The following is a 13,022-nucleotide window of genomic DNA, read 5'->3' as shown; positions in this document are numbered from 1 at the left end:
GCCGGGTGGGGCTGGCACCAGTCCCACCCCACCGGCCAGCCGCATCGTGCCCGCACGGCCGTGATCCCTAGCCTCGACGGACCGCACCGGACGTTGGCGACGGGAGGAGCCGGCCATGCACTCGGATGCCGCGCGTGCCCGGGAAGGACGAAGGGCGCTGGCCGTCACCGGAGCCCTGATCCTCACGGCGGGGGTGGGGGCCGCGCCCGCCTCGGCCGCCGCCGACCCGCAGGAGCGGTCGCGCCGCGACGTCGAAGGGATCCACCGCCTCGGCGTCACCGGCGTGCTCGCGGAGGCGCGCACCCCGGACGGACGCATCACCGCGCGGGCCGGCGTCGCCGACCTGCGCACCGGACGGCCCATCCCGCCCGGCGCCCATTTCCGCGCCGCCAGCATCACCAAGACCTACGTCGCGACCGTGGTGCTCCAGCTCGTGGGCGAGGGACGGCTGAGCCTGGACGACACCGTGGACGGATGGCTGCCCGGGCTCGTCCGGGCCAACGGCAACGACGGACGGAAGATCACGATCCGCCACCTGCTCCAGCACACCAGCGGCCTGCACAACTTCCTGCTGGACATCCCGCTGCTGGAGAGCGCCGCCTACTACCGCGAGCATCGCTTCGACGACTACACGCCCGAACGGCTCGTGCGCCTGGCGCTTGAGGACCGGCCCGACTTCGAGCCCGGCGAGACCCACCCCGACGGGACGCCGAAGTGGAACTACACCAACACCGGTTACGTCCTGCTCGGCATGATCGTCACGAGGGCGACCGGCAAGTCGTGGCAGGACGAGGTGGGCGACCGCGTCCTGCGGCGGCTCCGGCTCCACGGGACGTACGTTCCGGGACACCGCGTCACGCTGCGCCGCCCGTTCGTCCGCGGCTACCACCAGTACGGCGAGGACGCGCAGTACGGCGAGGACGCGCAGTACGGCGAGGGCGCGCGGCACGGCGAGAGCGCGCGGTATGGCGCGGGCGATCAGTACGGCGAGGGCGCGCCGCTGACCGACGTGACCCTGCTGGACCCGAGCGTGGCGGACGCGTCCGGCGCCATGATCACCACCGCGGCGGACAACAACCGGTTCTTCCGGGCGTTGATCGGGGGACGGCTCGTCCCGCCGCACTTGCTCGCCCAGATGCAGCGCACCGTCCCGACCGGATGGGACGGCCCGTACCAGGGCTCCCGGTACGGGCTCGGCCTGTTCTGGTACCCGCTGCGCTGCGACCGGGCTGGCTACTGGGCGCACGGCGGCGACATGCTCGGCTACAATGTCCGCGAGGGCGTCCGCGCGGACGGCGGCCGGGCCGTCACGGTCGCGATGGCGAGCCAGCTCGCCGGGGAGCCCGCCGATCGGCAGGGCATGGCCGCAAGAGAGACGATCGAAAACGTGCTCTGCTGACGCTCCGGGTCAGTCCGCTTCGGTCACCGAGAGCCGAGGTTGACGGTGACCGTCGTGAAGCCGAGCGCCTTGAGCATGTTCTCCAGCATCGTCTTCGTGTTGGCGTCGGCGCGTTCCTTCAGGCCGCTCTGCGCGGCGGCCGTCTGGATCTTCTGGGACGCCAGCACGTAGAGCTGCTGCTGGTTGTTCGGGTTGCTGCTGAAGAAGTCGCCGAAGCGGTCGAACAGGCCGCGTTCGGTGGCGTGGACGTAGCTGTGCTTCGTGTCCAGGTTGGTCTTCTCCAGCTGGGCCGGCGGGAGGGTGATGGTGGCGGACGTCCGGTCGGAGTTCACCTTGACGGCGCCCGAGCCCAGCTTCGCGAAGTCGACGTAGGCGTCGACGGACCCGTTCCCGACGAACAGGGTGCGCTTGCCGCGCAGCGCGCCAGGCAGGAATTTGGCGTCCTTCTCCAGGTCCACGATGACCTGGAAGTTGCCGCTCGCCGCCTCGTAGCGGTGCAGGTCGCGGATCGACTGCAGCAGGACGGGCCCGCTGCGGTCCTTGGTCTCCTCGGCGAACGGGTTCAGCCAGCCGGGGAGGCCGCGCAGGACCTGCTGGGCCAGCAGCACGACCGCGACGGTCGCGACGATGAGCAGCGCGGGGACGAGCAACCCGCGCCGGGGCAGAACGGAGAAGGACCTTCGGGGCGCGTCGTTCTTCGGTTCCGAGCGAGCCATGTACGGGACCTTCCCGGCAGAACCGTCCCATATCTGTCGCGACGGTTAGGTAGGCGTAGGCATCGCCCCCACGACGTCGCTACTGGACAACATCGGACGCGTCAGTTTGGGCGTCCCTCGCGCACCAGCGCCTTCCGCTTCGGGGCCGGGACGCGCGAGTCGGCCGCGGCGCGCCCCGGATGGTGGGCGTGCTCGGCGGCGCGGGCCTTCACGGGCTGGAAGTCGGCGGGGCCGAGCGCGCACGTCCGGTAGGCGGCGAAGTGGAGGCGCAGCCAGGCGCGGCGCCGGGCCTCGGTCCAGGAGGCGAACCGGCGCGCGGAGCGGGCGTCGGCGGCGGCGGGCGGGTCCTCGCCGAGGAGCCAGGCGTCGACGACCGCGCGGTAGCCGTCCGGCGCGGCCACGCAGGTGCGGGCGTCCTTGAGGCTCTCGCTGATCTGCCGAACGGCCCGCGCCGCGTACCCGGGCGTCAGCTCCTCGTCGAGGTGGACGGTGGCGACGCCGTCCGCCACCGAGATCGGCGCCCACGCCGGACGCTGCTCCACCGTGGTGAACGCGCCCGGCGTGCCGTTCAGCCGCGCGGCGAGCGGCGTGGCGGCGGCCATCAGCCTGGGCAGCGCGTCGCGCAGCGCGGGGTGGACGCACACGGTCAGCGGCCAGTCGCGGCACACCGGCTCGGCGGCCACGGGCGCGGCCGTCCCGCCGCCGGAGCGGTGGAGTCCGAGCGTGGCGCTGACCGTCGCGGCCAGCGCCACGATCAGCGGCAGGACGATCAGGAACCGCCGCGTCGCCCACATCACGTAGCCGAGGATCAGCGCGGCGGTCAGCCCGGCCGTCCAGGTGACCTGGTCGGCGAGGACCTCGGGACGCAGGGCGGTGAACAGGTCGAGCTGGTCGAACGCCGCCGGGGGAAGCAGGCTCCACCACGACACGCCGGGGACGCGGGCCGCCGCCCACACCGACGCCACGGCGACGACCACGGCCGCGGTGGCGCGATGCGGGACGACGCGTCCTGTCAGGTAGCCCACGACGACGTGCAGGACGAGCGAGCCCGCACCCGACACCACGCCCAGCGGGTGCGGGTGCCCGGCCTCCGCCTGCACGAAGGTGACGGCGACGACCACGACCGTCACCGCAACGTACGAGACCAGCGCCGCGGCGGACAGCAGCAGCAGGTCGAACAGCACGCCGGTGGCGGGCGATCGTGCGGTGAGGTCGCGCAGATAGTCGAGCGGACGTTCCCGTACGGCGGTCCATGCGGCGAGGCCCGCGGCGACGGGACTCAGGTAGCGGACGGCGTTGAGCAGCGCGACGACGGTGTTGTCCCAGTAGGCGACCGCGGGGGTCAGCGACAGCGCGGCCGCCGCCGTCCCGACCGCGGTGAGGACCGGCACCGCGACCAGCAGCGCCGTGCGACGGGCGTCCAGCCGGAGCACCCGCCCCAGGTCAGACACCGGTGGCGCTCCCGGCGGGCGGCCGCCTCGCCCGCGGCCTCGCCGGCAGTGGCAGTTGCGGCCAGGGCGGCTGCGGCAACGTCAGCCGGGGCAACTGGGGCAGCGACGGCCGCGCGGGACGCCGCCGGTGGCGATGGCCCGCCGCGTTCGTCTTCCGCGGGACCGTCGAGCCCGCGCCCTGCGGGGTCATCGCCCCGGCGTCGCGCGGGGCGGCCGCGTCCGGTGCCACGGCGCTCGGTGCGACGGCGTTCGGGGACATGGCGCCGGGGGACACGGCGTCCGGGCCGCGCCGGTCGGCGGCGGTGCGGCCGCGGCGGGCGGCGGCCGAGTGGGTGGGCTGCTCGGTCAGCCTGCCGCGGGCGAGCGTGAGGAGCCGGTCGCACCAGCCGGTGAGCGTCTCCGGGACGTCGGCCGTGATCACCACCGTCGGGGCGAGGGAGCGCAGGACCGGGATCAGCTCGGCCATCGCGGCGGTGAGCGCGTGCCGGCCGGGACCTGCGGCGCCGGTGGGCCAGGGCTCGGCGGCGGCGCACAGGTCGCCGAACGGGTCGTCCAGCAGGACGACGTCGGGCTCGTGGACGCACGCGGCGGCGAGCCCGGCGCGGAGGCGGACGTCGGGCGGCAGCAGCGCGAGCTCGGTGCCGGCGGCCTCGGCGAGGTCGAGCCGCCGCATCGTGGAGCGCGCGGTGGACGCGCTGGTCCGCTTGTAGTACGCCGCATACTCGACGAATTCGCCGGCGGTCATGTGCTCGGCGCGGGCGAACCGCGCCGGCAGGTATCCGATGCCGGCCCGCGCGGCGCGCAGTTCGGCGGTGTTCGTGATGTCGTGTCCGAGAATGTGCAGCGCGCCGGCATTCGGCCTGCGCAAGGTCGCGAACGTGGCCAGCAGAGTGGATTTACCGGCGCCAGGTGGACCGGCCAGGCCGACCACGCCTTCGGGTACGCCGAAGGTCACCGGGCGCAGGAGCCACCGCCCCCCGCGGCGGACACCCATTCCTCGGGCCACGATCACGGAATGCTCCGCGATCACAGGATTCCCCCCATTGCTTGTCATGCGGTCGCGGCGGCCGGCCGGCGAGCCCCGGTGCGGCGGACGCGCCGGTGGCCTCGGTCCCCCAACCCTGCCACTCGGCGTCCACCGGACCGGGCCTCCGCCGTTCGGCGGGCCCGGCGCGCCGGTCGCTTTTGCCGTGCCGCGATGCATCGACACAGTGACTATAACCGGGCTTGGTGATGGGTGCCAGCAATCTTTTCGCCTTTACAGCGGAACTCCTGGATTCTTTGCCTGCCGCGCCGATGGTGAGAATTCGAAAAAGGCGGACAATTCCCGAACTGTGCTTTGGAAAGGGGCGGGCCGGACGTCCGGCCCGGGGTGCGGGACGTCCGGCGCGGGCCGCGCGGTCCGCTTGGAGCGGACGGACGCGCAGCCACCGGCGCTCATGGGGCAGGATGGACCCATGCCTTCTCGGGACTTTTCGTTGCACGGGGCCATCGACCTGGGGGCGCGCCAGGCGGCCGCCAGGAAGCAGCAGGAACGCCGGGCCCAGGGCGGCGGCGCGTCCGCGGCGGACGCGGGCGGGGCCGCCGCCGGCCAGTACGTCGTGGACGTCACCGACGAGACGTTCAACACCGAGGTCGTGGAACGGTCGCAGTCCGTCCCCGTCCTGGTGGACTTCTGGGCCGAGTGGTGCGGGCCGTGCAAGCAGCTCTCGCCGATCCTGGAGAAGCTCGCCACCGAGGCGGCCGGCGCGTGGATCCTCGCCAAGGTCGACATCGACGCCAACCCGCAGCTCGGCGCGTACATGCAGCAGATGGGCGTGCGCGGCATCCCGTTCGTCGCGGCGGTCGTCGCGGGGCAGCTGCTGCCGTTCCTGAACGGCGCGGCGCCCGAGGCGCAGGTGCGCCAGGCCATCGACCAGCTCTTCGAGGCGCTGCGCAAGGAGGGCATCCTGCCGGACGCCCCCGAGGGCGAGCAGCCCGCCGCCGACGCCGCGGAGGCGCCCGCCGCCGACCCGGTGTACCAGCAGGCGGAGGACGCCCTCCAGAGCGGTGACCTGGACGGCGCCAAGGCCGCGTTCGAGCGGATCCTCGCGAGCGACCCGCGCGACGCCCAGGCCAAGCAGGGGCTGGCGGTGGTCGAGCTGAACCTCCGGGTCAGGTCGCTGGACCCGGAGCGCGCCCTCCAGGAGGCCGCGGAGAAGCCGGGCGACGTACAGGCGCAGATCAGCGCGGCCGACGTGGAGATGCTGACCGGACGGCTGGAGCAGGCGTTCGAGCGGCTGGTGGCGGCGGTCAGGGCCGGCGCGGGCGACGACCGCGACGCGGCGCGCAAGCACCTGCTGTCGCTGTTCGAGGTCCTGCCGCCGGACGACCCGCGCGTCGCCAAGGCCCGCCGCTCCCTGCAGTCCGCCCTGTTCTGACCAGCGACTTCCGGATCTGACCAGCGCCGCCCGAATGTGATCGCCGAGTTCCGTCCGTGCCCTGAGCGGGCATGGACGGGATGTGAGCGCGCGCGTGGTGACCATCTCCGCCACGTTCGGGACGGACGGTTCGACGATCGGTCCCGCCGTGGCGGAGCGGCTCGGGTTGCGCTTCGTCGACCGCGCGATCCCCGAGCTCGTCGCCGGCGAGATCGGCTGCACGCTGGAGGAGGCGCTCGTCCACGACGGCCGCGCCGAGAGCGGCATCGGCCGCATCCTCGCCGGGGCGGCGCGGCTGCCCACGGTCGCGCTCGGCATGGACGTCTACATCCCCGATCACGGGTTCGTCCCGCCGGAGGAGTTCGTCGAGCACACCGAGCGCGTGATCACCCGCATGGCCGATCGCGGCGGTGCCGTCCTGCTCGGCCGGGCCGCGGCGGTCGTCCTGGCCGGACGGGACGACGCGCTGCACGTCCGCCTGGACGGCCCGAAGGACCGCCGGCTCGCCCGCGCCATCGCCGGGACCCCGCCACCCGACCGCGATGTTGAGCGTATGCTCGAGGACAATGACCGCGCCCGTACGGCCTACGTGAAGCACTTCTACGGGGTCGACCCCGCCGATCCACGGCTCTACCACCTCGTGATCGACGCCACGAGGCTGCCCGCGTCCGCGACCGCCGATCTCATCGTCGGGGCGGCGCGGGCGTTCTGAGTCGAAGGCCGGCCGGGACGCGGCCCCCATCCGGAGCAGAGGGAGCAGCTGTCGTGGCGAGCGTGCCGAGCGTTTCGTACTCCATCACCGTCCGGCTGGAGGTGCCGGCCGGGGGGCGGGCCGTCAGCCAGATCACCCACGTCGTGGAGAACGCCGGCGGCATCGTCACGGCCCTCGACGTCAACACCGCCGGGCACGAGACGCTCCGCATCGACGTCACGATCGCGACCCGCGACACCCAGCACGCCGAGGCGATCGCGGCGGCGCTGGAGCAGATCGACGCCGTCAAGATCCACAAGGTCAGCGACCGGACGTTCCTGATGCACCTAGGCGGCAAGATCGAGATGCAGTCCAAGGTGCCGCTGCGCAACCGCGACGAGCTGTCCATGGCGTACACGCCCGGCGTCGCCCGCGTCTCCCTCGCGATCGCCCGCAACCCCGAGGACGTCCGCCGCCTGACGATCAAGCGCAACAGCGTCGCGGTCGTGTCGGACGGCTCCGCGGTGCTCGGCCTCGGCAACATCGGCCCGGAGGCCGCGCTGCCCGTCATGGAGGGCAAGGCCGCGCTGTTCAAGCGGTTCGCCGGGATCGACGCCTGGCCCATCTGCCTCGACACCCAGGACACCGACGAGATCGTCCGGACCGTGCAGATCATCGCGCCCGCGTTCGGCGGCATCAACCTGGAGGACATCTCGGCGCCGCGCTGCTTCGAGGTCGAGGCCCGGCTGCGCGAGCTGCTCGACATCCCCGTCTTCCACGACGACCAGCACGGCACCGCGATCTGCGTGCTCGCCGCGTTGACGAACGCGCTGGGCGTCGTCGGCAAGGACCTCGGCTCCGTCCGGATCACGATGGCGGGCGCGGGCGCGGCGGGCAGCGCCATCCTGAAGCTGCTGATCCACGCGGGCGCGCGGGACCTCGTCGTCTGCGACTACCGCGGCGCCGTCCACGCCGGCCGCGACGACCTGGACGACTCGCTCCGCTGGATCGCGACCCACACCAACGCCGGCGGCTACGCGGGCGACCTGCGCGGCGCCGTGAAGGACGCCGACGTGTTCATCGGCGTGTCCGCGCCCGGCATCCTGAACGGCGACGACATCGCGACGATGAACGACGACGCGATCGTGTTCGCGCTCGCCAACCCCGAGCCCGAGGTGTCGCCGGACGAGGCCCGCGAGCACGCCGCCGTCGTCGCCACCGGCCGCAGCGACTACCCCAACCAGATCAACAACGTGCTGGCGTTCCCGGGCGTCTTCCGCGGCCTGCTGGACGCGCAGGCCGACGGCGTCACGCTGGACATGCTCGCCGCCGCCGCCAAGGCCCTCGCGGAGGTCGTCACGCCGGACGAGCTGGGCCCGAACTACATCGTCCCGAGCGTGTTCCACCCGGACGTCAGCACCCGCGTCGCGGGCGCCGTTCGCGAGGCCGCGGGCGGCCGCCCCCGCACGGAGGCCTGAGCCGTCGCGCGAGCGCGTTACCTGCCCGGGGCGCCCCGGGACGAGGAGAACACGGCCTAGGAGTTCTTCTTCGCGAAGACCTGGTCGCGGCGGCGGGGCCAGACCCCGCCGTACCAGAAGATGATCGCGCCGGTGAGGATGATGCCGACGCCGGTCGCGGCGCGGGCCCACACGAGGTCGTCGGGGCCGGTGTGCGGCAGCTTCTCCGGCGGCTTCTTCGTAGGCGCCGGGGCGGCCCCGGCCTTCTCGCAGTTCGCCCTGACGGTCTTGGTCTCAAGCCGCTTGTTCGCCCAGTTGACCGTGATGAGGGTGCGGCGGTCCTCGCGGAGCCGGACGGCGACCGTCCGGGTCGAGTCCGGCCGGATCTGGCCGGGGATCGCGGCGGTGTCGTCGTTCTTCTCGATCCCGAAGTCCTCGGTCTTGGTGCCGGTGTTGCGGACCGTGACGTTCACCGTGCTCGCCGGGCACGACACCGACCCGATCGTGGCCGTCACCGCCTGCGCCCCCTTCGACCCGCCGGGGGACGGGCTGGACGACGCGGACGGGCTCGGCGAGGTGGTCGCCGACGCCCTGGGCTCCCCGTCGTCCGTGAACGCGTTGATCAGGGCCGGGATCGCGATCAGCGCCCCGATCACGAAGAACACGGCGGCGATGACGACCCTGGGCAACTGCATCGCGGTCCTCCCCGGCCCGCTCGGCGGCCGCCGCGCGGGTGGTCGATGATCCTAGATCATTGTCGACCTAGGTGCTTGTGGTGCCGATATCCCCATCGATAGGAATGCGTAACAGGCTAACGAGCCCTGGGACGTGCCGCCGGAGGTCCGCGCAACGCATGATGGAACGCATGGAAGACGGCATCAGGGTGGGGCTCCTGCTGGTGGCGACGCCTCAGCTGGAGGATCCGAATTTCCGGCGGAGCGTCGTCCTGCTGGTCGAGCACGACATCGAGGGCGGGACGCTCGGCGTCGTCCTCAACCGGCCGACCGAAGTACCGGTCGACCGCGTGCTGCCGCCGTGGGCCGAGCTCGTCACCGGCCCCGCGGTGGTGTTCCAGGGCGGCCCGGTCGCGCTGGAGAACGCGCTCGCCCTGGCCCGTCTCCCCGGTGAGGACGAACCGCTCGGCTGGCGCGCCCTGGACGGCGGCACCGAGGTCTCCCGCGTGGGCCTGGTCGATCTGGAGGCCCCGCCCGGCCTGCTGGCGGCCGAACTGCTGCAGCTGCGGGTGTTCGCCGGCTACGCCGGATGGTCGGCGGGCCAGCTGCGCACGGAGATCGAGGACGGCTCCTGGTACCTGGTGCCGGCCGAGGCGGGGGACGTGTTCGCGGGCGACCCGGACGGGCTCTGGCGGCAGGTGCTGCGCAGACAGGGCGGCGACCTGGCGTTCGTCGCCACGTTCCCCGACGACCCGACGCTGAACTAAGGTGAACGACGTGAGTACGAAGATCCTGCCCGACGGCGACACCCAGACAGATGTGCGGCCGGACCTCTCGCACGGTGACGGCGACCATGAGCGGTTCGCGCACTACGTGAAGAAGGCGAAGATCACCGAGAGCGCGGTGAGCGGCACGCCCGTGATCGCGCTGTGCGGCAAGGTCTGGGTGCCCAACCGGGACCCGAAGAAATTCCCGGTGTGCCCGGAGTGCAAGGAGATCTACGAGTCGATGAAGCCGGGCGGCGGCGAAGGCGACGAGTGACCGGCCGCCGCTGAGCGGCGGCCGGCGGCGCGTCGCCGGTACCGGCGTGCGCGTGTGAAGGGGTCCCGCGGTCGGGACGCGTGACCGCGGGACCTTGGTGTTGACACACTTACGGGGGATTCAATGCGGCGGATCGCCGGGGTTTCGCTATGCGCACTGCTGGTCACGGTGTGTGCCGTTCCAGTTTCGATGGGTGACCGGACGCGGATCAGGGCCGCCTCCGCGACGGGCGACCGGACACGCCTCAAGACCGCCCCTGCGGCAGGACGTGCCGAAGCCTGCCTCCCAGAAGACGCCCCAGAAGACGACGCACGAAGGGCCCACCCTCACGCCGGGGCGCCTCTCCGCGACGCGGGGCACGACCACGACGCCCGGCACGACCGCGCCGGGACGCATCTGCGTGACGTGGGGCCTCACCGGGATGGGGCGCATCTCGGCCATGACCAGGTCGTCGGGATGCTCGGCGATCTGCGCCGGACGCTGCGCGCCCGGTTCGGCACGTCCGACGAACGGCGGCTCGACTCGGAGTCGCGGCTGGGCCCGGGGGAGCGCAGGGCGCGGCATGTCGTCGTCCCGGTGCGGTTCCACATCGTCCACAGCGGGCCCAGGGGGCGGCTGTCCAAGGCGACCGTCCGGCGGCAGATCTCCACGCTGAACGCCGCGTACGGAGGGAGGAGGGGCGGCGCGGACACGCGCGTCAGGTTCCGCCTGGCCGGATATGGCCGGGCCGACAAGGCGGCGTGGTTCCACAACCCGCGAAGGTACGAGGGCCCGATGAAGCGACGCCTGCGCAAGGGCGGACGCGGCACGCTCAACGTCTTCACCGCCGCCGTGGGCACCGACGTGCTCGGCTTCGCCACGTTCCCGCAGCACTACAAGAAGAACCCACGCGTGGACGGCGTCATCATCGACTACCGCAGCCTGCCGGGCGGTCCGTACAAGCGGTTCGACCGCGGCTACACGGCCGTCCACGAGATCGGGCACTGGCTCGGGCTGCTGCACACGTTCGAGGGCGGGTGCCTGCCGCCGGGCGACGGGGTGGCCGACACGCCGTACGAGGCGGAGCCGGCGGAAGGATGTCCTTACTCCCGCGACACCTGCCCGCAGCGCGGCGACGACCCGGTGCACAACTTCATGGACTACGCCCACGACCCCTGCATGCGGGAGTTCACCGCAGGCCAGGGCCGCCGGATCCGCGCGGCCTGGGCCGCGTACCGGTCCCGCTGACGGGCGCCGGCCCGCCGCGGACCCGCCTCGGACCCGCCGCGGGCCCGCTGTGGATCTCGGCACATGTGCGGCCGCGGCGGCGCGATCTGTCGGTGGGGCTCGGTAGCCTTCGATGACCGTGAGCACCTTCGCCGCATCGAGCATGCCTCCCGCCCTCCCCGAGCGGGCCGCCTGGGGGACGGCGCCGTCCCTGCGCGCCTGGCAGCAGCACGCGCTGGAGGCCTACTTCGGGAGCGACGGGCAGCAGCCGGGCCCGCGCGACTTCCTCGCCGTCGCGACGCCCGGCGCCGGTAAGACGGCGTTCGCGCTGCGCCTCGCCCGCGAGCTGATGGAGCGCCGCGTCATCTCCGCGATCACGGTCGTGTGCCCGACCGAGCATCTCAAGCGGCAGTGGGCCGAGTCCGCCGCCCGCGTCGGCATCAAGATCAACCCTGAGTACCAGAACGGCGACGGCCCCGTCGGCAAGGACTTCCACGGCGTCGCCGTCACCTACGCCACGGTCGCCGCGCGTCCGGCGCTGCACCGCAACCGCACCGAGTCCCGCAAGTCGCTGGTGATCTTCGACGAGGTGCACCACGCGGGCGACGGGCTGTCGTGGGGCGACGCCGTCCGGGAGGCGTTCGAGCCCGCGACGCGCAGGCTCGCGCTGTCCGGCACGCCGTTCCGCACGGACATCAATCCGATCCCGTTCGTTCAGTACGACGAGGGCCCCGACGGCGTGCGCCGCAGCCGCGCCGACTACACCTACGGCTACGGCCCGGCCCTCGCGGACGGTGTCGTCCGCCCGGTGATCTTCCTGGCGTACGCGGGGGAGATGCGCTGGCGCACCCGCGCCGGCGACGAGATCACCGCGACGCTCGGCGAGCCCCTCACCCAGGACCAGACCGCCCAGGCGTGGCGCGCCGCGCTCGACCCCAAGGGCGACTGGATCAAGCAGGTCATCGCCGCCGCCGACCGCCGCCTCACCGAGCTGCGCCGCGTCATCCCCGACGCGGGCGGCCTGGTGATCGCCACCGACCACGAGACCGCCCGCGCCTACGCCAAGATGCTGCGCGCCGTCACCGGCCAGGGCGCCACGGTCGTGCTGTCGGACGACCCGTCCGCGTCCAAGAAGATCAAGCAGTTCACCGACACCGACGACCGCTGGATGGTCGCGGTGCGGATGGTGTCCGAGGGCGTCGACATCCCGCGCCTGTGCGTCGGCGTGTACGCGACGTCCACCAGCACGCCGCTGTTCTTCGCGCAGGCCATCGGCCGTTTCGTGCGCGCGCGCCGCCGCGGCGAGACCGCGTCGGTGTTCCTGCCGTCGGTGCCCACGCTGATGGGCCACGCCGCCGACATGGAGGAGGAGCGCGACCACGTCCTCGACCGTCCCGTCCCCGAGGACGGCCTGGACGACGAGCTGCTCGCCGAGGCCAACCAGCAGAAGGACACGCCCGACGCGGTCGGCGAGGAGCTGCCGTTCGAGACGGTCGAGGCGTCCGCGACGTTCGACCGCGTCCTGTACGACGGCGGCGAGTTCGGCATGCACGCCCAGCCGGGCTCGGCCGAGGAGGAGGAATACCTCGGCATCCCCGGCCTGCTCGAACCCGATCAGGTGTCGGCGCTGCTGCGCAAGCGCCAGGCCGACCAGCTCGCCGGCGAACGCAAGAAGAAGACGGGCGACCCCCGCGCCGACCGCACCACCGCCGAAGACCTCGCGACCCTCCGCCGCGAGCTGAACGGCCTCGTCGGCGCCTGGAACCACCGCACCGGCCAGCCCCACGGCGTCATCCACAGCGAGCTGCGCCGCTCCTGCGGCGGCCCCGCCATCGCCCAGGCCAGCGCGGACGACATCCGCAAACGCATCGCCAAGATCCGCGAATGGGCCGCCAAGCGCCGTCCCTGACCGAGCGCCGCCGGAGAAGTTCACCAGCCGTGCCCGCTCTTCCTGTCGGACGCCGTCA

Annotated in this window: 12 protein-coding genes; 8 read left to right on the top strand and 4 right to left on the bottom strand. The window is 73.0% G+C overall.

Translation table 11 applies throughout. The features are described 5' to 3' along the window. Positions 1-115: 115 nt before the first annotated feature. Positions 116-1,399, top strand: coding sequence for a serine hydrolase domain-containing protein (locus ACH34T_RS01660; RefSeq protein WP_395990102.1), 1,284 nt, complete (start codon positions 116-118; stop codon positions 1,397-1,399). Positions 1,400-1,422: 23 nt separating this feature from the next. Here ACH34T_RS01660 and ACH34T_RS01655 read toward each other — a convergent pair whose 3' ends face one another. From ACH34T_RS01655 to ACH34T_RS01645, 3 genes are all read right to left on the bottom strand, one after another. Further along, complete coding sequence (locus ACH34T_RS01655; RefSeq protein ID WP_395990101.1) at positions 1,423-2,115, bottom strand: DUF4230 domain-containing protein; 693 nt, start codon at positions 2,113-2,115, stop codon at positions 1,423-1,425. 101 nt (positions 2,116-2,216) lie between these two features. Next, positions 2,217-3,566 (bottom strand): hypothetical protein, encoded by a 1,350-nt coding sequence (locus ACH34T_RS01650; protein ID WP_395990100.1) that lies wholly within the window; start codon positions 3,564-3,566, stop codon positions 2,217-2,219. Beyond that, positions 3,559-4,560, bottom strand: a complete 1,002-nt coding sequence (locus ACH34T_RS01645; protein ID WP_395990348.1) for an ATP-binding cassette domain-containing protein — start codon at positions 4,558-4,560, stop codon at positions 3,559-3,561. The genes ACH34T_RS01650 and ACH34T_RS01645 overlap by 8 nt, the downstream gene beginning before the upstream one ends. Positions 4,561-5,023: 463 nt before the next feature. Between ACH34T_RS01645 and ACH34T_RS01640 the strand changes: the two genes are divergently transcribed. The 3 genes from ACH34T_RS01640 to ACH34T_RS01630 all read left to right on the top strand — a co-directional run bounded on the left by ACH34T_RS01640 (position 5,024) and on the right by ACH34T_RS01630 (position 8,155). Then, a complete protein-coding gene (locus ACH34T_RS01640) occupies positions 5,024-5,986 on the top strand; it encodes a tetratricopeptide repeat protein (protein WP_395990099.1) in 963 nt (320 codons plus the stop codon). 82 nt (positions 5,987-6,068) lie between these two features. Beyond that, entirely contained in the window at positions 6,069-6,698 is a 630-nt protein-coding gene (locus tag ACH34T_RS01635) for an AAA family ATPase (RefSeq protein WP_395990098.1), read from the top strand. 53 nt (positions 6,699-6,751) lie between these two features. Next, on the top strand, positions 6,752-8,155 hold the full coding sequence (locus ACH34T_RS01630; RefSeq protein ID WP_395990097.1) for an NAD-dependent malic enzyme: 1,404 nt from the start codon (positions 6,752-6,754) through the stop codon (positions 8,153-8,155). A 56-nt stretch (positions 8,156-8,211) separates the two neighbouring features. Here the strand turns inward: ACH34T_RS01630 and ACH34T_RS01625 are convergent, their stop codons facing one another. After that, positions 8,212-8,829 carry a hypothetical protein gene (locus tag ACH34T_RS01625; protein WP_395990096.1) on the bottom strand — a complete coding sequence of 206 codons (618 nt, stop codon included), beginning with the start codon at positions 8,827-8,829 and terminating at the stop codon, positions 8,212-8,214. A gap of 170 nt (positions 8,830-8,999) precedes the next feature. On the opposite strand from ACH34T_RS01625, the gene ACH34T_RS01620 reads away from it, so the two are divergent. From ACH34T_RS01620 to ACH34T_RS01605, 4 genes are all read left to right on the top strand, one after another. Further along, complete coding sequence (locus ACH34T_RS01620; RefSeq protein WP_395990095.1) at positions 9,000-9,575, top strand: YqgE/AlgH family protein; 576 nt, start codon at positions 9,000-9,002, stop codon at positions 9,573-9,575. A 10-nt stretch (positions 9,576-9,585) separates the two neighbouring features. Continuing rightward, positions 9,586-9,849, top strand: a complete 264-nt coding sequence (locus tag ACH34T_RS01615) for a DUF3039 domain-containing protein (protein ID WP_207936091.1) — start codon at positions 9,586-9,588, stop codon at positions 9,847-9,849. Between the two features lie 405 nt (positions 9,850-10,254). After that, positions 10,255-11,076 (top strand): zinc metalloprotease, encoded by an 822-nt coding sequence (locus tag ACH34T_RS01610; protein WP_395990094.1) that lies wholly within the window; start codon positions 10,255-10,257, stop codon positions 11,074-11,076. 142 nt (positions 11,077-11,218) lie between these two features. Further along, entirely contained in the window at positions 11,219-12,964 is a 1,746-nt protein-coding gene (locus ACH34T_RS01605) for a DEAD/DEAH box helicase (RefSeq protein ID WP_395990347.1), read from the top strand. Positions 12,965-13,022 lie beyond the last annotated feature (58 nt).

This window comes from Actinomadura sp. 9N215 (assembly GCF_044326345.1).
Taxonomy (GTDB): Bacteria; Actinomycetota; Actinomycetes; order Streptosporangiales; family Streptosporangiaceae; genus Spirillospora.
Note: the sequence above shows the minus strand (reverse complement) of the source record. Positions and strands in the feature narration are given on the sequence as shown.

Coding starts and splice junctions, on each gene's coding strand:
- ACH34T_RS01625 (WP_395990096.1), bottom strand. CDS start 8,829: ATGCAGTTGCCCAGGGTCGTCATCGCCGCCGTGTTCTTCGTGATCGGG.
- ACH34T_RS01605 (WP_395990347.1), top strand. CDS start 11,219: ATGCCTCCCGCCCTCCCCGAGCGGGCCGCCTGGGGGACGGCGCCGTCC.
- ACH34T_RS01660 (WP_395990102.1), top strand. CDS start 116: ATGCACTCGGATGCCGCGCGTGCCCGGGAAGGACGAAGGGCGCTGGCC.
- ACH34T_RS01640 (WP_395990099.1), top strand. CDS start 5,024: ATGCCTTCTCGGGACTTTTCGTTGCACGGGGCCATCGACCTGGGGGCG.
- ACH34T_RS01620 (WP_395990095.1), top strand. CDS start 9,000: ATGGAAGACGGCATCAGGGTGGGGCTCCTGCTGGTGGCGACGCCTCAG.
- ACH34T_RS01645 (WP_395990348.1), bottom strand. CDS start 4,560: ATGGGTGTCCGCCGCGGGGGGCGGTGGCTCCTGCGCCCGGTGACCTTC.
- ACH34T_RS01655 (WP_395990101.1), bottom strand. CDS start 2,115: ATGGCTCGCTCGGAACCGAAGAACGACGCGCCCCGAAGGTCCTTCTCC.